This is a genomic window from Haloferula sp. BvORR071 (assembly GCF_000739615.1).
Classification (GTDB): domain Bacteria; phylum Verrucomicrobiota; class Verrucomicrobiia; order Verrucomicrobiales; family Akkermansiaceae; genus Haloferula.
This window is the reverse complement of record NZ_BATP01000039.1, coordinates 24,951-43,259: the sequence shown is the minus strand read 5'-3', so window position 1 is coordinate 43,259 and position 18,309 is coordinate 24,951. Positions and strand designations below refer to the sequence as shown.

General features: G+C 62.6%; 18 protein-coding genes. 14 read left to right on the top strand and 4 right to left on the bottom strand.

The window, feature by feature from the left end; translation table 11 throughout:
* Nucleotides 1-678, bottom strand: coding sequence for a tRNA (adenosine(37)-N6)-threonylcarbamoyltransferase complex dimerization subunit type 1 TsaB (gene tsaB, locus BV071_RS33390; protein WP_052573686.1), 678 nt, complete (start codon nt 676-678; stop codon nt 1-3).
* A gap of 164 nt (nt 679-842) precedes the next feature.
* On the opposite strand from tsaB, the gene BV071_RS20840 reads away from it, so the two are divergent.
* From BV071_RS20840 to BV071_RS20820, 5 genes are all read left to right on the top strand, one after another.
* Nucleotides 843-1,973 carry a citrate/2-methylcitrate synthase gene (locus BV071_RS20840; protein WP_035611456.1) on the top strand — a complete coding sequence of 377 codons (1,131 nt, stop codon included), beginning with the start codon at nt 843-845 and terminating at the stop codon, nt 1,971-1,973.
* A 302-nt stretch (nt 1,974-2,275) separates the two neighbouring features.
* Nucleotides 2,276-2,575 (top strand): type II secretion system protein GspG, encoded by a 300-nt coding sequence (locus BV071_RS20835; RefSeq protein WP_265594702.1) that lies wholly within the window; start codon nt 2,276-2,278, stop codon nt 2,573-2,575.
* Nucleotides 2,576-2,679: 104 nt separating this feature from the next.
* The gene (locus tag BV071_RS20830; RefSeq protein ID WP_052573684.1) at nt 2,680-3,057 is read left to right on the top strand and encodes a type II secretion system protein GspG; all 378 of its coding nucleotides are present in this window, start codon (nt 2,680-2,682) and stop codon (nt 3,055-3,057) included.
* A 3-nt stretch (nt 3,058-3,060) separates the two neighbouring features.
* Nucleotides 3,061-3,399, top strand: a complete 339-nt coding sequence (locus tag BV071_RS20825; RefSeq protein ID WP_035611454.1) for a type II secretion system protein GspG — start codon at nt 3,061-3,063, stop codon at nt 3,397-3,399.
* Nucleotides 3,393-3,725, top strand: coding sequence for a type II secretion system protein GspG (locus BV071_RS20820; RefSeq protein WP_052573683.1), 333 nt, complete (start codon nt 3,393-3,395; stop codon nt 3,723-3,725). The genes BV071_RS20825 and BV071_RS20820 overlap by 7 nt, the downstream gene beginning before the upstream one ends.
* A gap of 228 nt (nt 3,726-3,953) precedes the next feature.
* Here the strand turns inward: BV071_RS20820 and queG are convergent, their stop codons facing one another.
* Nucleotides 3,954-4,979 carry a tRNA epoxyqueuosine(34) reductase QueG gene (gene queG / locus BV071_RS20815; RefSeq protein WP_035611453.1) on the bottom strand — a complete coding sequence of 342 codons (1,026 nt, stop codon included), beginning with the start codon at nt 4,977-4,979 and terminating at the stop codon, nt 3,954-3,956.
* A gap of 108 nt (nt 4,980-5,087) precedes the next feature.
* On the opposite strand from queG, the gene BV071_RS20810 reads away from it, so the two are divergent.
* The gene (locus BV071_RS20810) at nt 5,088-6,002 is read left to right on the top strand and encodes an endonuclease/exonuclease/phosphatase family protein (RefSeq protein WP_035611451.1); all 915 of its coding nucleotides are present in this window, start codon (nt 5,088-5,090) and stop codon (nt 6,000-6,002) included.
* 94 nt (nt 6,003-6,096) lie between these two features.
* Here the strand turns inward: BV071_RS20810 and BV071_RS20805 are convergent, their stop codons facing one another.
* A complete protein-coding gene (locus BV071_RS20805; RefSeq protein ID WP_035611839.1) occupies nt 6,097-6,648 on the bottom strand; it encodes a shikimate kinase in 552 nt (183 codons plus the stop codon).
* 132 nt (nt 6,649-6,780) lie between these two features.
* On the opposite strand from BV071_RS20805, the gene BV071_RS20800 reads away from it, so the two are divergent.
* From BV071_RS20800 to bioA, 8 genes are all read left to right on the top strand, one after another.
* Complete coding sequence (locus BV071_RS20800) at nt 6,781-7,941, top strand: hypothetical protein (RefSeq protein WP_035611449.1); 1,161 nt, start codon at nt 6,781-6,783, stop codon at nt 7,939-7,941.
* 20 nt (nt 7,942-7,961) lie between these two features.
* Nucleotides 7,962-9,143, top strand: coding sequence for a hypothetical protein (locus BV071_RS20795; protein ID WP_035611447.1), 1,182 nt, complete (start codon nt 7,962-7,964; stop codon nt 9,141-9,143).
* Nucleotides 9,144-9,195: 52 nt separating this feature from the next.
* The gene (locus BV071_RS20790) at nt 9,196-10,227 is read left to right on the top strand and encodes an L-threonylcarbamoyladenylate synthase (RefSeq protein WP_265594701.1); all 1,032 of its coding nucleotides are present in this window, start codon (nt 9,196-9,198) and stop codon (nt 10,225-10,227) included.
* Between the two features lie 156 nt (nt 10,228-10,383).
* Nucleotides 10,384-11,016, top strand: a complete 633-nt coding sequence (locus tag BV071_RS20785; RefSeq protein WP_035611443.1) for a hypothetical protein — start codon at nt 10,384-10,386, stop codon at nt 11,014-11,016.
* On the top strand, nt 11,013-11,543 hold the full coding sequence (locus tag BV071_RS20780) for a type II secretion system protein (protein ID WP_035611441.1): 531 nt from the start codon (nt 11,013-11,015) through the stop codon (nt 11,541-11,543). Before BV071_RS20785 ends, BV071_RS20780 begins: the two co-directional genes overlap by 4 nt.
* Nucleotides 11,544-11,555: 12 nt before the next feature.
* Complete coding sequence (locus tag BV071_RS20775; RefSeq protein WP_035611439.1) at nt 11,556-12,476, top strand: ABC transporter ATP-binding protein; 921 nt, start codon at nt 11,556-11,558, stop codon at nt 12,474-12,476.
* Entirely contained in the window at nt 12,473-13,321 is an 849-nt protein-coding gene (locus BV071_RS20770) for an ABC transporter permease subunit (protein WP_035611437.1), read from the top strand. Before BV071_RS20775 ends, BV071_RS20770 begins: the two co-directional genes overlap by 4 nt.
* A 236-nt stretch (nt 13,322-13,557) precedes the next feature.
* Nucleotides 13,558-14,811: an adenosylmethionine--8-amino-7-oxononanoate transaminase gene (gene bioA, locus BV071_RS20765; RefSeq protein WP_035611838.1), complete on the top strand. Its 1,254-nt coding sequence runs from the start codon at nt 13,558-13,560 to the stop codon at nt 14,809-14,811.
* Here the strand turns inward: bioA and BV071_RS20760 are convergent.
* On the bottom strand, nt 14,801-18,307 hold the full coding sequence (locus tag BV071_RS20760; RefSeq protein WP_035611435.1) for a trifunctional glycosyltransferase/class I SAM-dependent methyltransferase/polysaccharide deacetylase: 3,507 nt from the start codon (nt 18,305-18,307) through the stop codon (nt 14,801-14,803). The genes bioA and BV071_RS20760 overlap by 11 nt on opposite strands.
* Nucleotides 18,308-18,309 lie beyond the last annotated feature (2 nt).

Here is an 18,309-nt window from a genome sequence, read left to right as displayed (position 1 = left end):
TTACTTCCTCAGCAGCGGATGCCCGCCCTTTGCCTCCGTGATGTGCGGCGGGCGGAGGTAGACGGGCTGGGGCGGCAGGGTGCCGAGGCGCTCCTTCTCCTCCGCGAAAAGCCGGAACCACGCTTGGGCGAGATGGGCGGCGTCCGGGTGGCCGGGCAGCACGCGGGCCTCGGTTTCGGGAGAAAGGCCAATCTTGCTGACGGATTCGAGGGCGAAGGCCTTCAGGTTGGGATCCGCGCGGAGTTCTTCTTCCAGTTCGGCCGCGGCACAGAGCTCGGGTTCGACGGCTAACAGGCCGTTTTCGATAACCGCACGCCAAGCGCTGCCGCGGCGGGCGTCGCCGATGGCGAGGGATTTCCCGGTCGCAGCCTCGGGCACGGCTAACAGCGAGCAAAGGCCGACGGCCGGGCAGGCGTGGACCATGGCCACCCCCTGCCCTGCCGCGATGCCGACGCGAGTGCCACTGTAGCTGCCGGGGCCGGTGCCGATCACGACTGTGGCGAGCTTTTCGCCCGCTGCGAGGCAGGCCAAGGCCCGCTGCAGGGGCTCGAAGAGCAGGGCATTATGACTGCGATCACCGGTAAAGGATTCGCCGAAGACGACCTCGCTGCCACGCAGCAGGGCCAGCGAGGCACGGGGTGTGCTACTTTCGATAAAGAGTCGGGCGGCGTCCGGCACGGCTGGAAGCTCTGAAATACTCGACCCTACGGGCAATCTGATTCCCCTGAAAATGAGCGGATGGACGGCTTTCCGGGGCGGGCGGGATTCCCCTTGCAGGCCTCCGCACGACCCGCTTTCTTCCGTGCAAATTCAGCACCCGTAACCCGTCCCGTTCCAACCCCATGACCGACTACGCCAAAGGCCTCGAAGGAGTCATCGCCAATGAATCCGCACTCAGCAACGTGGAGGGTGCCGAAGGCCGCCTGACGTATGTGGGCTACTCGATCGACGATCTCGTCGCCAACTGCTGCTACGAGGAGATCGTTTTCCTCCTGTACAAGGGCCGGCTGCCGAAACAGGACGAGCTGGACGCACTGATGAAGCGCCTGCGCGGCGACCGCGAGCTGCCGGCCGGGGTGATCGAATTCCTGAAAAACGCTCCAAAGGACGCCAGCCCGATGGATGTGATCCGCACGGGCGTCTCGATGCTCGGTCTCTACGACAAGCGCGCGACCATCGGTGAGCCGAACCTGGAAAAGGTCGAGCAAGTCGGCCTCTCGCTGGTGGCAAAAGTTCCGGTGATCGTCGCCGCCTTCCACCGCTTCCGCCAGGGCCTGGAGCTGCTGCCCGCGCGCGAGGATCTCTCCGAGGCGGGAAACTTCATCTGGCAGGCCACTGGCCGGGAGCCGACCGAAAACGAGACCAAGATCCTCGACGTGGCTTACACCATCCATGCCGACCACGGCATGAATGCCTCCACCTTCGCCGCCCGGGTGACCGTCGCCACGCTGTCGGATGTTTACTCCGCGATCACTTCGGCAGTCGGCACGCTCAAGGGTCCGCTGCACGGCGGCGCGAACGAGGGCGTGATCCACATGCTCCAGGAAATCGGCGAGCTCTCGAAGGTGGACGAATACATCGAGGGCAAGCTGGCCCGGAAGGAGAAGGTCATGGGCATCGGTCACCGCGTTTACAAGGTGCTCGATCCGCGCGCTCCGCACCTCCAGCGCCTGGGCAAGCAGCTTGCCACCGAACTCGGTGAGCCGAAGTGGCTGCAGATGTCCGAGCGCATCGCCGAGATCATGCGCGAGCGCAAGGGCCTCAACGCGAACGTCGATTTCTACTCCGCCACGGTGTACTACTCGCTGGGCATCCCGACCGATCTCTTCACGCCGATCTTCGCGATCGCGCGGACTTCCGGTTGGACCGCGCAGGTGCTGGAGCAGTTGCGCGATAGCCGCTTGTATCGTCCGCTGACGCTGTATGTCGGGCCGAAGGGTCCGCTGCCGGTGGCTCCGATTGGGGAGCGGTGATCCGGCTCGCACGAGCTTAAGATCTCTTCGCCCTAAGAGGACGACTTATAAGAGCCCGGCACGAAGTGCCGGGTTTTTCGTGTGGGGTAGCTTGCTGAAGGGACGCCTCATGCGAGGTGTGGCTCCTGTTGGCAGAGTGAAGAATGAGACACATCGCCGACAAGGCCTCCTACCCGTGGTTTTGTTGAGTAGTGAGTCGCACCATCCTTCGCTTTGTTCTGATTCCAACAGGCATCGGCGCGGCATTCTTCGTGGTCATCTACGCCTTGGTGGGCGGGATGAGCACCCCCGTTCCTCCGCACATGAGAGTTCGGTCGGACTTCAATTCGATGCGCTCTGCCATACAGACTTACAGGATCAACGCCGGTCAGTATCCCTCGACCGAGCAAGGCTTAAGCGCATTGGTCACCCGGCCCGAGACGAATCCCCAACCGAAGAAATGGATTCAGGTTTTCGTGAAGATCCCGCCTGATCCATGGGGCCGGGACTACCGATACAAAGCGCTTCCGGAGGATGACAAGCGAGGTTTCGAGATCATCTCGGCGGGGAAGGATGGTGTCTTTGGAACGAAGGATGATTTGTCGTCAGTGGACGATTGGTGAGTCATAGGCGGACAGGAGTGTCCGCTCTCCACAGGGTCGAACGTGACGCGAGCCGTGGGGGCCGAGACAAAAGATTGCTCCCGCGGACTTATTCCGGTGAAGCCATGAAGATCACATGCGGCGTTGCCCTCCTCGTTTGCGTGATCTCAGGGTTTTATCTCTGGCGTCATCCAATCGTCATCCTCAGCCGGCCGACTTCGGAATTTGATTCCATCAGCGCTTCGCTCAAGACCTACAAGATCAATGCAGATCGCTACCCTTCCACCGAGCAGGGACTTGCTGCACTGATCACGCGACCGACCACGGAGCCGTTGCCGAAGAAATGGATCCAGGTTCTGAGAAAACTGCCACCTGATCCGTGGGACTGTGAATATCACTATCGGGCGCTGCCGGAGGGAGACGAACGAGGATTTGAAATTCGCTCCGCAGGTAAGGATGGCGTGTTGGGGACGAAGGATGACATTTCGTCTTTGGACGATTGAGCCGTGAAGCGCCCGTTCAACAAGTATTCGATGCCGCTTACGATCCTCTCGGCCGGGGTGATCGGCCTCCTGGTCGCTGCCAGCCTTGTGCGTAGCGTTTGGGAGGGCAGAAAGATCCGCCGGTTTCACGAGGATCGCATCGAATTGCTGGAGGCCGCGGAGAAATACCGGGCAGCCACAGGATCTTATCCCACGACCGAACAGGGGTTCGAGGCCATGATCCGCCGACGGATCATCCAGAAGGTGCAAATCGATGCATGGGGAAACGATTATCGCTATCGCTTGGTGAAGCGGGAGGGGAAGGAGGAGTCAGATGTCTTCTCGTCCTCTTTGAGATGGTGAGTCCATCCTTGTTCAATCCCGGGAACAAGCTGCTGAAGGCGGGCTCGGATATAAAGGCCATCGCGCTGGCGCTCGAAAAATTCAAGGCGGAGTGCGGCAGGTATCCCGATGAGCCGGAGGGGCTGGGCGACTTGGTCGTTTGCCCTCCGAAGCACCATGATCCGGCGAAATGGCAGCAGTTGCTCAAGGAGTATCCCGTGGATCCTTGGATGACTCGATACTCCTATCGGCTGATTGCGGAGAAATCGCCGGGGTTCGAGATTCGCTCGGCTGGAGAGGATCAGAGGTTTGGAACGAAGGATGACCTGTCGTCGTTGGATGAGTGATGAGAATAGGGGCGGACAGAGTGTCCGCCCTCCTCAGGGCGTTGAGGAGAATCGGCAATGGCGACCGGCGCGCACGCTTATGTCCGCAACCGCTTTGCGGTAGAATATTCTCTCGCACTTTGACCCGGGGTAGCCTCCTGCGTCGGCAACCCCGGACTTTGTTACGCAGTCCCGTTGGGACATTTGAGATTTGAGACAAGCCTAGCGGGGACAGGAATGTCCCGCTCCTTATGCAGGGATGGGGCGGACTCGTGCTTCGATCTTCGCGATGGCCCAGGCGGCGTGTTCGGCGATGAGCGGATCCGGATCCTGCGCGGCGTTTGTTAGGGCGGGCAGATCTCCGGCGCTGCCGGTGTTGCCGAGGACGACGCAGACGTTGCGCAGGAAGCGCGGACGCTTGATGCGTTTGATTGGAGACTTGGCGAAGAGGCTGCGGAATTCGTCGTCGCTGAGGGCGAGGAAGTCGCGGGGCTTCAGGGCGAAGACGGCTTCACGGGCATGGAACCGCGATTCGCGGGAGAGCTTGGCGAAGCGGTTCCAGGGGCAGACTTCGAGGCATTCATCGCAGCCGTAGAGGCGGTCGCCGATAGCTTCGCGGAATTCCTCGGGGATGACCCCCTTGTGCTCGATGGTGAGATAGGAGATGCAGCGCCGGGCATCGACGCGATGCGGGGCGGTGATCGCTTGGGTGGGGCAGGCATTGATGCAGCGGGTGCACTTGCCGCAATGATCGCCGAAGGGTGGGTCGGCGGGGAGTTCCAGCGTTGTTAGAAGCTCAGCGAGGAAGAACCAGGTGCCGATGTCCTTGTGGATCTGCACGGTGGACTTGCCATTCCAGCCGAGGCCGGCGGCGCTGGCGTGGTCGCGTTCGAGGACCGGACCGGTATCGACATAGTAGCGCTGGGTGCCGCCGAGGGCTTGCATGCCCTCGTCCATGCGCTTGAGCATTTTCTCGATGATGTCGTGGTAGTCGTCATTCCACGCGTAGCGGGCGATGCGGTAGCCGTCTGCCGGATTACTACCGGGATAGTAGTTCAGCGCCAGAGTGACTACGGAACGGCAACCGGCGAGCACCTCACGGGGATCGCAGCGGCGCTCGGGAGTGCGCTCCATCCAGCCCATGTCGCCATGGCAGCCGTCGGCGATCCACTCGCGGAAGGATTCGGCGTGCTCCGCCTCCGCCGCCACGGCGATGCGGCAGTCATCGAAGCCGACCTCGCGAGCGAGGGCTTTGATGGCGGCGGCGGGATTCATGTAAGAAGCATGCCTCGCAATACGTGTCCCGCCAAGCGAATGCCGGGCTACAATTGCGGCGGGAACGCGGGTTTGACAGGCCGGGGGCGGCTTCCCTTCCCTGCTGCCATGAATTTCAGAAAGCTGGCCCTCAGCCTCGCAGCACTTCTTACCCTCGGCCTGCCGGCCTCGGCCACGATCATCGGGACCTACAACATCCGCTACGACAACAATGGCGACATCAAGGCCGGGAACAGCTGGGAGCGGCGTGCGCCAATCATCGCGGGGCTAATCAAGTTCCACGACTTCGACCTGCTCGGCACCCAGGAAGGCGAACCGCAGCAGATGGACGATCTCTGCAAGCTGCTGGGCGACTACGGCTGCTCGATGCACGGGCGCGATGACGGCAAGCATGCCGGCGAGCACATCGGGATCTTCTTCAAGAAGGAGAAATTCGAGATGCTGGACGACGGCTTCTTCTGGATCTCCCCCACCCCGGATCAGCCGGGCGTGGGCTGGGATGCGCAACTGCCGCGGATCTGCGGCTGGGCGAAGCTGAAGCGCAAGGCGGACGCGAAGACGGTCTTCGTCTTCAGCACCCACCTCGACCACCGTGGCAAGGAATCGCGCAAGGAAGGTGCGGCGCTGATCTTGAAGAAGATCGAGGAGATTGCGGGGCAGGACCCGGTTTACTTGATGGGTGATTTCAACAGCGACCAACACAGCGAGGCTTACCGGATGTTCCAGGAGTCACCGCGCTTCGCCGATTCCTATGAGATCGCGAAGGTGCGATATGCGCTGAACGGGACGCCAAACAAGTTCGACACCAACGCGATGACCGAGAGCCGGATCGACCACGTCTTCGTGGGCAAGGCGGTGCCGGTGCGGCGCTACGGGGTGCTGACGGATAGCTACCGCGTGCCGAAGACGCCGGATCCGGAGGAGAGCAAGTCCGGGAACTTCCCGAGCGAGGTGACCTTCGAAGGATACGAGGCTCGGCTGCCCTCCGACCACTTCCCGGTGCTGATCGAGACGGTGGATTGAGATTCGAGGCAGGAAGAGGACATCCCCCGGGGGCCTTCCAAGGAGCTTCGCCACTAGAACTGCTTCGTCCGCTCAGAGGACTGAGCGGACTACTTCAGGCCTTCGCCGCGAAATGGTAGCGGGCACTTTCGAGGATGCCGCAGGCGATCTCCTCGGTCTCGAGGCCGGACGTCTCCAGCTCCAGATCCGCAATCTCGTGGTAGAGCGGGCTGCGCTCGATCAGGAGCTGCTCGATCTTCGAGCGCGGATCGGCGATCTGCAGCAGGGGCCGGTCGCGGTTGCGGGAAGTGCGCTGGAGGATGACGTCCACCGGGGCCTGTAGCCAGACCACGTAGCCGAGCTTGGAGAGGGCCTTGCGGTTGCTGCGGCGGCCGACGATGCCGCCGCCGGTGGCGATGATCCGGCGCGGGGTGCCGGGGGCGGATAGTTCCTGAAGAACGGCGCTCTCCATTTCGCGGAAGGCTTGCTCGCCCTTCTGGGCGAAGATCTCCGCAATCGTCATCCCGGTCTTCTCCTCGATCAGATGGTCGGTATCGATCATCGGATAGCCGAGCATGGTCTGGAGCTTGCGGCCGACGGTGGACTTGCCGCTGCCCATCAAGCCGATCAGCACGATGTTCTTCGGCAGGCCGTCGGCGGAATTCATGGCGGGATCGTACACAGGGGAGCGCGGCCCGCAAAGTGCCAAGTATAGGTTTTGTAAATACGACCCCACTGCCTGTTTCAAGGCGGGGCTAAGAGCTTCCCTCCCGTTAGCAATCCCCCATAGTCCCCAATCATGAATGCACGTTTCGCCGCCATTTCGGGTCTCACGCTTGCCGCAGCGGTTGGGATCGGGGCCCTGTGGTGGCTGAAACCAGGGACGGTGGCAGTGCCGGGACCAGCAGCAGGGGTGCCTGCGAAGTCCACGCCCGATCGGGACAAGGAAGCGGCAACCGGCTCGAGGGAGTCCAAGCAAGAACTGGACTGGAGCACCCGCCCGCTCTCGGTGACGGATGTGCAAGAACAACTCACCAAGTCCAAGCTCGATCCCGAACTTGCCCGCCTGATCCTCGAACGCGCCAAGGCCGAGATCAAAAACATCACCGACCGGGCGAGCATCGCCTCAGCCGTCATCGGCTACCTCTGCGCCCAAGGCTACACCGAAGAAGCCTGGAGTCTGATCGATACGGATCCAGGTCTGGCGCGGGACTTGCAGTTGAATTGCTACTTCCTGCAGAGCCCCGCCCCCCTAGACTCCCTACTCGGCCGTCTGGCCACGCTTTCCGACCCCTCGGACCACAGCCGTGCCGTTCATGGTATCCTGGCGGGGAGGCCGGGGGAGATCGCCAATCTCGATTTCAAGAGGGTTCTCAACGGCACGAAGGAGGAGGCGGATCAGGTTGCCATCACGCTCGGCGTGGCGATGGGTGCCGCTCCCTACGCCAAGGCCATCTTCGCCAAGTCGCTGGAGTTGATGAAGGACGGCACCCTGAGCGCCGATCATCTGCTTCGGATTTTGGCCCAAGACAAAAGCGTGGCCCCTTTCGACCGCTGGGAAATCCTGGCCCAAGCCAAGGGCACACTCGGCGAGAACGGCCCCCGTCTCCACGCCGCCATCGTGCCTGCCATGATCAAGGCGGATGCCGGCCGCACGATGAACCTCATCTGCTCGAATCCTGAGACCAAGTATTCCCAAAAGGTGCTTATGGCCGGCTTGGACACCATCTATCAGGCGGATCCCGCCTATGCGGACCAATGGGTCAGCACCCAGCTTCCCAAGGTCGATCCCGCGACGGGCCAGCGACTCATCGTGAGTCTGGCGCAGCTTGCCGCCATGAAGAAAGACTTTACCACCGCTCAACGCTGGGTCGACCAAGTGCTGAACCCGGAGGTCAAGAAGCAGCTCACCGACCAGATCGACGCATTCGCCAAGACCAATGCACCGGCCATGCGATAAGCCGAAGCAATGAGCCCCAGATGATCCGATCCGCCAAACTGGCCGTGATGACAGGGATCCCGGCCGTGGTCGCCGCGGGAATCGGTATCTGGCTCTGCTTCTCTCCCGGCAGCCGATTGCCTGGTGGGGCCTCGACCGGGCAGAACCGCACCCAACGCTTCACGGGATCCACTCCGAAAAACCCCAGCCCGGCAACCGGCGATTGGGAAGGCGTTCCGCTTTCTGCGGACAGTCTCCGGAAGCTGCCCCGCACGACGCTGACCCCGGAGTCCGCGCGCCAACTGCTGGATCGGGCAAAGACCGAGATCACCGGCATCGAAAGCCGCGCCGAATTTTCCGCGGGGGTGCTCTCGACCCTCGCAAAGCAGGGGCATTTGGCAGAGGCATGGGCGCTGGTCGAAGCGGCGCCCGGGATGGTCCGTGAGCGACAGCTCGCCACCCTTTTCCGCGAGGATCCGGCACCGCTGGCTTCGCTGGTGGCGAAGCTGGAAGGACTAAGGAGCCCAAAGGAACGCGGCGAAGCTTTGCAGGCGATCATCGGCTCGCGCCCCCGGGACGCCGCCGGCTTTGACCTCGATCAGATCAGGCTGCAATCGCCCCAAGAGATGAGGGCATTTTCCGACGGGATTTCAGAAGCCATCGCCGGATCGAAACGACAGGACCCCAAAGACTGCGAAACCCCGGAGATCCTCCTCAAGAAGTGCATCGCTCTCGCGGGCAAAGGGACGCTGGATTACGGCCATTTCGTCCACATTCTGAACCTGGACAGCAGCAACGATGGCTTCCTCAAGTGGGAGCTCCTCGCCGGTTTGAAAAATAGTCAGATGACGGCTGACCAAGTCGCGAATCTCCAGTCCTTCGTCGCCGGGCAAATGGTCAATTCGGACGCCGAACGCGCCATGGCCTTCCTCTGCTCGGGAGCCAGCAATCCTGCGGATCCAAGCGTTTTGGCCTCCGCAATTTCCGGCTGGTACGGGCGGGACAGCAGGGCCGCGAGGGCTTGGATCACCGGGCATGCGGAAAACCTCGCCCCAGCCGCCGGGGACGGAATCAAGAGCGGGGTGGCCCAACTCTCTCTGGAGCGGGGCGAATTCTCCACGGCGCGGGAATGGGCCGCGCTCATCGGAGATCGGGCAAGCAGGGAGGCCTTGAAGGAAAAAATCCGCGCTGCGGAAACTACCAGCACCGGAGAAGGACGCTGATCCGCCCAAAAATGCCATTCCCAAGTCTCCCCCGGCGGCACAGGCTGGGGGCGTGTCCGAGACCCGCATCCTATCCGCCCAAGAAGATGATATGAAGGCAGCCGTCCGTGAAGCCGCGGCGCTGCTGGCCAAGGGCGAGATCGTGGCGCTGCCAACCGAGACGGTCTACGGACTGGGCGCGGATGCCTTCAATGCGGACGCGGTGGCCAAGGTTTTCGCGGCCAAGGAGCGTCCGGCCTTCGACCCGCTGATCGTTCACATTTCTTCCTTCAAGGAACTGGCGGAAGTTGCCGTGGTGCCGGAAGACATCGCCGCCACGGTCAAGAGCTTGGCCGGGGCCTTCTGGCCGGGCCCACTGACGATCGTGCTGCCGAAAACCGACAAGGTGCCGGATCTGGTGACCAGCGGGCTGCCGACGGTCGCCGTGCGGCAGAGCGCGAACCTGATTTTCCGCAACGTCGGCAAGGAGCTGGGCCGCCCGATCGCCGCGCCGAGTGCGAACCGCTTCGGCCGGATTTCCCCGACCTCCGCCAGCGCGGTGCTGAAAGAGCTGGAGGGCCGAATCCCCCTCGTCATCGACGGAGGGGCCTGCCGCGAGGGGCTGGAGAGCACGATCATCACGATCGAGAATCGCGGCGGCGAGCAGAAGCCGCTGATCCGGGTGCTACGTGCCGGGCCGGTGACCAAGGAGGAGCTGCAGAAGTTCGGCAAGGTGGTGATCGAGAAGAAATCCGTCACCGAGCGCCCGGATGCTCCCGGCCAACTGGAGAGCCATTACGCGCCGCGGACTCCCCTCCTCATGTTCGACAAGCCGGAGGACTTCCGCCCGGAGCCGGGCAAGAAATACGGCCTGCTGAGCTACCGTGGCGATCCGAAGGCCGGCTACATGGACCTGCACGAGTGGGAAACCGTCGAGGAACTTAGCCCCGGCAGCGGCAAGCTGATGGAGGCAGCAGTCCGCCTTTTCCACGTGATGCGGGTGCTGGATGAGGAGGGACTGGACGCGATCGTGGCCGAGCCGGTGAGCGAAACCGGTCTGGGCGTGGCGATCATGGACCGGCTGAGAAGGGCCTCCGCGAAGTAATCCGCTCAGCCCCCTGAGCGGACTAAGCACTTCTGACTGCCCGCCGGATTTGGCGGACTACTTTTTGAAAGACCGGCGAAGAATCGGCGAAGCCCTTTCCAAGGCACCCTGCACACTTGCGCGTGTTAGCATCCCGCCTATTTTCGGCACGCTGCCATGCGCCGGAAAAGAGTTCTGATCCAGACCCTGCTTGCCCTCGTTCTACTGTGGGGAGCGGTCACCGCCGTACGTGCCTTCGCAGGCTCGAAGCAGATCACCGCGGAAAAGATCGCGGCCGAGGCCAACTCCTCGGGATTCGAGGATTGGTCGCAGAATAATTCGGCCCCGGACTCTGCGCGTGGCCAGCAGCGGGAGAAGAAGATCCGCGAAATGGCGGATCTGGTGAACCGGCTTGATTTCGCGGAACGCGAGAAGGCCCGCGACGACCGCTCGCTGGATCACATGACCCAGCGAATGAGTCACGACGAGAAGATCCTCTTTATCGACCTGACGGTGCGGGAGTCCATGGGCCGCTTCATGGAAGCAATCGACAAGCTGCCACCGGAGAAGCGGAAGCAATTCGTCGAGAAGGCACTGAAGGACATCGAGACCGGCAAGACCGGCGAGGACATGACCCGCTTGCAGGAACTCGGCAAGGATGTGGTGGAGAAGGTTCAATCCGAAGGGATGAAAGCTTACTTCGAGAAGGCCAGCGCTGATACCAAGCTGGACCTGGCTCCGCTGATGGAATCCACGAATGAACTGATGCAGAATCTGCGGGGGCAGGATCTGGGTCCCGGATCGCGATGAGGAAACCCGGCGTCAAATCCCGCGGCTTCACCATGACTGAGATCATGGTCGTGCTGCTGATCATCGTGGTGCTGGCCGCCATCGCATTTCCGATCACCACCTCGGTGATGGCGCGCACGCGCAGCGCGGCCTGCCTCTCGAACTTGCGGCAGATCGGAGTCGCTCTGGAGAGCTACCTGCAAGACCACGCGCAGACGATGCCAAACGTGGCCGCGGGCCGGAAGTCGAAGGCGGAGGATACGCCGGTGCTCGAAACGGAACTCGCTTCCTATCTCGGTGACCCCGAAAGCTATCACTGCCCCGCTGATCACGAGATCTTCGAGAAGAGCGGCAGCAGCTACATCTGGAATAGCACGCAAAGTGGCCGGAACCGCTTCCAGCTCGAGTTCTTCGGCAAGACCGGCGCGGACGTGCGCATCCCGCTGGTGACCGACAAGGAAGACTGGCACCCCGGCGAGACCGGCACGAATTTCCTCTATGCCGACCTTTCCGCTTCCAACAAGGTGAAGTTCGGCGTCAACCGTTAGCTCGATCGAGCCATGCTGAGCGTCACCGGTCTTTGCAAATCCTTCGGCGGCAAACCCGCGCTGCACGATATCTCTTTCCACGTCGAGAAGGGCGAGATCCACGGGCTTCTCGGGCACAATGGTGCCGGCAAGAGTACCACGCTGGGAATCATCCTCGGGATGGTCGAGCCGGACCGGGGCGAGGCGCTGGTGGGCGGTGTCTCGGTGCAGAAGGACCACTCGGGAGCGCTGCGGCAGGTGGGGGCCATCTTCGAGAGCCCGGCCTTCTACGAGTATCTGAGCGGCTGGGACAACCTGAAGATCCTGGCCGGTTATTCCGGCTCCTTCGATGCGAAGGCGGCCCGGGAGGTGATCGCGCGGGTCGGCCTGAGTGACCGGATCCGCGACAAGGTGGGGCACTACTCCCACGGCATGCGGCAGCGACTCGCACTCGCCCAAGCCCTGCTGCCGGAGCCTCAGGTCTTGCTGCTTGATGAGCCGACCGATGGCTTGGATCCCGAGGGTATCAAGTGGTTCCGCGACTTCATCCTGGATCTGCGCAAGGAGCGCGGGATGACCGTGCTCTTCAACTCCCACCTGCTCGCCGAGGTGGAGCAGATGTGCGACCGGGTGACGATCCTGTACAAGGGCCGCTTGGTTCACCGCGGCGACTTGGCTTCGCTCCAAGGAGAGGCTGTCGTCTATGAGGTGGACCTGGAGCCGTGGGAGGGCGCGTGCAGGCTTTTCGAACTGAACGGCGTGAAGGTCGTGGGCCCGGGACGAATCACCCTGCCTCCGGAGCTTGAAGCACCGATCCTGGTGGCAGCACTGGTGGGAGTTGGAATCCGGGTCTCCTCCTTCGCGCCGGTGCGGAGATCGCTGGAGGACCTCTATCTCGAAATCACCGACCGGCACTCGAAAGAGCAGGCCCAGCCCTTCATCCCAAGCGCATGAATTTCCTCAGCCAACTGGGAGGTGAACTCCGCAAGCTCTTCGGCCGCCGCCGGACCTACATGGGCTATGTCGTCTTCCTGGCAATGGAGGCGATCATCCTCTTCGTCTTCAAGCTACCGCGCAGCCAGCGCAGCATGCGCGAGCTGATCGAGACGAATGGGCTTGGCTTCAATGACTATTACAGTTCGCTGACGGTGACTTACTGGATCATGGGCTTCAGCATGTTCCTGCTGGGCTCGATCTACTTCGCGCTGGTCGCGGGAGACATCGTCGCGAAGGAGTCGGAAGATGGAAACCTGCGGCTGGTGCTGGCTCGCCCGGTCTCGCGGTTACGGATCCTGCTGCTGAAGTATGCGGCGGTTTCCATCTACACGATCACCTTCGTTCTCTTCGTCGGCATCACCGGCTACGCGATGGCCGTCGCGGCGCTTGGATGGGATGGAGGGCTCTTCGTCTGGAATTACAAGATGAAGGTCTTCGGGGTCTTCGGCACTTGGAATGAGGGCATGGGCCGGATCTCACTAGCTGCGCTCGGGATCGGGATCAGCATGATCACTCTCTCGTCGATCGCCTTCATGTTCTCCTGCTTCAAGATGAAGCCGGCGTCGGCGGCGATTGTCTCGTTGAGCATTCTTTTCGTGGACTTGGTCCTGCAGGAGTTCCCCTTCTTCAAGCCCTACGAGCAGTACTTCGTGACTTGGCGGATGAGCAACTGGGTCTACCTGCTGGAGATGAATATCTCCTGGGCCAAGCTGGCGGGGTCCTATGCCTTCCTCTTCGGGCTGAACGCGACTCTGTTCTTGATCGGCTACACAGCCTTCCGCCTGCGGGATTTCAAAACCTGACCTGAGCCAAACGGCTGAAAACGCAGCGGGCGGCCGGCATGTTCACCGGGGGTCGCCTTCCCCAGTGGTGCCGACCGCCCGCAGAGAGGGAGATCGTTTCGTCAGTGTGGTTCCCTGAGGAACGAGCACAGGCTGACATGAATTTTCGGCCCCGCGTATTCCCTGATCGCGTAGGGGCCCTCGGATTGGTGATTTCGCCGTTTTCAGGACCGCGCGGGTGGCCGAGGATGGCGGCGATGCGCGAGGACACGCGACGCTGGATCGAAGCGGACAAGAAGCACTGCTGGCACCCCTTCACCCCACAAGGCATTTGGGAGCAAGGAGATCCGCTGGTTTTAACCCGCGGTGAAGGCGCTTGGCTATGGGACTCGGAAGGCCGGAAGTATCTCGACGGGAATTCCTCGATCTGGACGAACATCCACGGCCACCACCAGCCGGCGCTGGACGCGGCGATCACCCGCCAGCTCGCGGCGGTGGCCCACACCTCCTATCTGGGCTTCGCGAACCCGCTGGCCAGCGAGCTGGCGGAGCGGCTCTGCGGGCTCTTCCCCGGTGGCACGCTGGAGCGGGTGTTCTTCTCAGACGACGGCTCCACCGCGATCGAGTGCGCGATGAAGATGGCGATCCAGTATCGCCAGCAGACCGGCGAGCCCGAGCGCATCGGCTTCATCGCCTTCGAGCAGGCCTACCATGGCGACACCATGGGCGCGGCCTCACTGGGTGGTGTCGCGCGTTTCCATGAGCGCTTCCGCAAGCACGGCACGCCGGTGACTTTCGTGACCGGGATAGAGGCCTTGCGACATCTGCCAAGCGAGGCGATCCGGCAGAGTTGCGCAGTGGTGATCGAGCCGCTGATCCAAGGCGTGAATGAGATGCGCCCATGGCCAAAGGGCATGCTGTGCGAGCTGCGCGCATGGTGCGATGCCCATGAGGTCCACCTGATCCTGGATGAGGTGATGACCGGCTTTGGAAGAACCGGGAAGATGTTCGCCTGCCATCACGAGGAGGTGATCCCCGATTTCTTGTGTGTGGCGAAGGGACTCACCGGCGGCTACATGCCGATGGCAGCGACGCTGACCACGGGAGAGGTATATGATGCCTTTCTAGGACCCGCGGAGAACGCCTTCTACTACGGGCATAGTTACACGGCGAATCCACTTGGATGCGCCGTGGCACTGGCGAGTCTGGAGGTTTTCGAGACAGAGCGAACCCTGGAGAAGCTGGAGCCGAAGATCTCGCTGCTGGCGGAGCTGCTGGGAGACTTGAAGCATCCCGCGGTGAAGGCCGTGCGCCAGTGTGGCTTCGTCGCCGGGATCGAGTTGGCGGAGGGCCTGGGCACCAAGGCCTGCCTGGCGATGCGTGAGCATGGCCTGCTGACGCGACCGATCCGCGACACTGTGGTGCTGATGCTACCACTGTGCACCACGGAGGAGGAGATCCGCATGGCCGTCAGCGCGATTGGGGAGGCACTCGCGCGAGTCACAGCCTGAGCTTCGACACGAAGCCCGGCAGATCGAGATCTCCGGGTATTTCGATCCTCGGGAGAGCCAAGAGCGAATCCTGGAACCGCACCGATTCCGAGCGGCAGGTCAGGCCAAACCGATAACCGCAGGCCCCCGTCAGATGCTGCACCACGGGATCGTTGTCCCCATACGGATAGGCAAAGGCGGTGACGGGATGCCCCAGACGGCTCTCCAGAATGGTCCGCGACTTCGCCAACTCGCGCACGACACCTGCCGGCGTGAGCCCGGTAAGGGGCGGGTGGGTGCAGGTGTGGGAGCCGAATTCCACGCCCTCTTCTTGCAAGGCCAGGATCTCATCCCAGTCCATCAACTCCAAGGGTTCCCCGAGGGCCGAGTCCCACTCATTGGTCCCGCCGATCCGACCAGCGACCAGGAAGACGATCGCGGTGAAACCGTAGCGCTTCAAGAGGGGCCACGCATGGGTGGCGAAGTCCCGATAGCCGTCATCGAAGGTCAGCAGGATGGCCCGGCCCGGCAGGGGGCGTCTCGCCTCCGCAGCCAGCCGCCATTCTTCCAAGCTCACGCTGTGGAAGCCCGCCCCGCGCAGGTAGCGCAGTTGCTCCTCAAATGCCTCCGGAGTCACCCGCCAGCGCGAGGTGGTGGCGAAGCCTTCCGGGGCCACACGGTGATACATCAGGACGGGCAACCGCGCCGTCACCACCGCGCTGGCATTGGGAGTGCGGCGGGACTCTTGGCCCTCCCAACTGACGTGGGAGGCCACCGACTCCGGAAGCTCTGGCAAGAGCTCGGCTTCAATGATCTCCGCTTCCCGGACAGGCGTCCCCTCCCCTTCCATTCGGCGCCGGAAAAGCTGCACCCGGTAAAGTGGAGTCCGCAGCTCCTTCACCAGATCCAAAAACTCCACCCGCTCGAAAGCTTCCCCGATCCGCTTCGCTCCGAAAGGCAGTCCCCAGTCGAAACCGGTCCGCTCGGGTTCATCGGCGATGAGATTCGCATGGGCCGAGAGGAAGTGCCCGCCCGGACGGATCGCCTGCGCAATCTTGGCGGCGACGGATTCCAGATCCTCTACTCCACCGACGTAGTAGAGGACCTCGCTGCAGACAATCAGGTCGTAGGATCCGAGGATCGGATCCTTGGTAAGATCGCAATGCTCGAAGCGCACATTCCCAAGGCTGACGCAGCGTTCGGCTGCCCGAGTCAGGGCAATCCGGGAAATGTCGGCGGCGACCAGAGTGTCAACATGACCGGCAAGTCGCTCGGTGAAATGCCCTTCCGCGCACGCGAGTTCCAGCGCCTCTCCGATCGGCTGATCCGGAAGGAGGGAAAGAGTCTCGGCGTATTTCTTCTCCTCGTAGGAATTCGTGTATCCCCAGGGATCCTCTCCTGAAGCGAAAAGGGATTCGAAATGATGCCCGTCATGCCCGGTGCTGCTGCTACCACTGGAGACCTCGCGGGACGCCTTTGCCGAGAGGCGGGGAGGCGAGGTCGGCAAGGGCCATGCAAGATGATCCGGCGCGTAGACGATCTCACGCGGCGCCTCCTCCAAGTCTACTGGACTGAGCACCGGCTGCCCGATTGCCTGCGCCATCTCGAGCAACTCCTGAAACGCCTCTACCGGCAAGCGCGCGTGCCGGGAAGCACTGGTGCCCGTGATTCCGGACGGTTGACGGCCCAAGGTCATACCTACTCTTTCAGGCTCCTCGGCAAGATCATCGCAGCTCGCCGCCAGCCTCGCGCGCAGGGATGCCGATTGATCCATCGGCCTGCCTAGCAGTCCTTCCCGAACCGCCACGCGGCAGAGTTCAAATCCGCCTGCTATTGTCAGGTGGGCTCGCAACTCCGTGGCAGAGAGCAGGCTGGGCGTATTCACAGTGCCGACCACCTGCCCTCCTGCGGTGAGCACAAGCTCCACGGCATCGCCAGCGGCCACGAGGTCGCGCAATCCCCGACTCACCTCGATCATCCGTCGCCCGGCTGGAGCAATCCCCTCAAGACCCATGGCTTCCCCGGTTTCATAGAAAGCTTCCGCGGGCAGCTCCGGACAGCCCCACAGCTCCTGAAGGAAAACCGTCCAGCCGATGGTGTCGTGGCATAGCGACCAAGCCGCGCCCGCTGGCAGTCCATCCGCGAGACAAAGCTCGCCGCGGAATATCGACATCCCAGCTTCCGTCTCTTCGGCGCGGAGATCCTGATACACGGTCTTCTCAAGGAACTTCCCGAGAACCGGCCATGCATATTCGGCGGCGATGGCATCGGCGACAACCTGTGGCGTCACCACTCCATCACAAACCGGAAGCCAGACCCGCCCAATGCGCACCCCCTCCATGAGCACGTCGCAGCGCACCCGCTCCACCCCTCGAGGTGGCGTGAGGCCGTGCAGCGGGCCGGTGACCTCGATTTCGGAGGCGTGGGTCAGGCCGATGGTGAGGGGACGGGGTGAACCCGGCTGCTCTACGATCATGCGCTCCAAGATCCGGCGCGCCCGGCTCGCGAGCAGAGGAACCTTCGCCCTTACTTCCAAGGCGGAGAGATAGCTGAGCACGTTCCCTTCCAGTTCAGCCCACAGCTCTGGCCATGCGGATGCAGCCAGAGCCCTGGGCAGCAGCGCCGCTTCGAAAATGCAGGCCGCCACCAATGCCGGATCAAGCGTGGGATCGATCGCGTCACCCAGCATTTCCAGCAGAGGCCGCGCATCGTTTCCGTGGCCGAGCACCACGGCGGCCGGCCAGGTGGCGAAGATGAATTTCACGGCGGAGAGTTGCCCCACGGGAGATCCCGCGTGATTCCCCGCCGCGGTGTTGTTCACCCGCGGATCAGAACCGTGTCCCCTCTCGATCACCTTCAGGCCATCGGTAAGGAATTGCCTTCCATCGGTGGTCAGGGAGGCGGGACGCATCCGGTAATAGGCCAGGACATCTGGAATCCACCCGAAGCGGGCGCCCGTGCGGGCCACCCGCTGCCACAAGTCCCAGTCCTCGCAAGTCGGCATCGACTCGTCAAAAGCACCCAGCTCTTGCACCAGCGTGCGGCGGATCAGGCAGGCGTGGATCGCGAAACAACAGCGCCTCGCTAGCACCCCAAACAGATCTCCTTGCAGGGAGGGATCTTCGCCCCTCTCCACCAGCGTTCCGTCGGGCAGCACCCGGTTCCACCCACAGTGCACAGCATCGAGGCCGGGATCGGCCGCGAGCACGCCGGTCAAGCGCTTGAGGTGAGAGGGCGACAGCCAGTCATCGGAATCGAGGAACAGCAGCCACTCGCCCTGTGCCAAACTGATTCCGGCATTCCGTGCTGCGCTCACTCCGGCACAGCTCTGGCTGATCACCCGGATCCGCTCGTCGCGGACCGAGAATTCCCGGGCGATTCCCAAGGTGCCATCGCGGGAACCATCATCGATCACAATCGCTTCCCAGTGAGGATGCGTCTGCGCAAGAAGCGATTCGAGGGTGTGGGAAAGCGTCTCCGCCGCGTCATGCGCGGGAATCACGACCGATACATTCATGG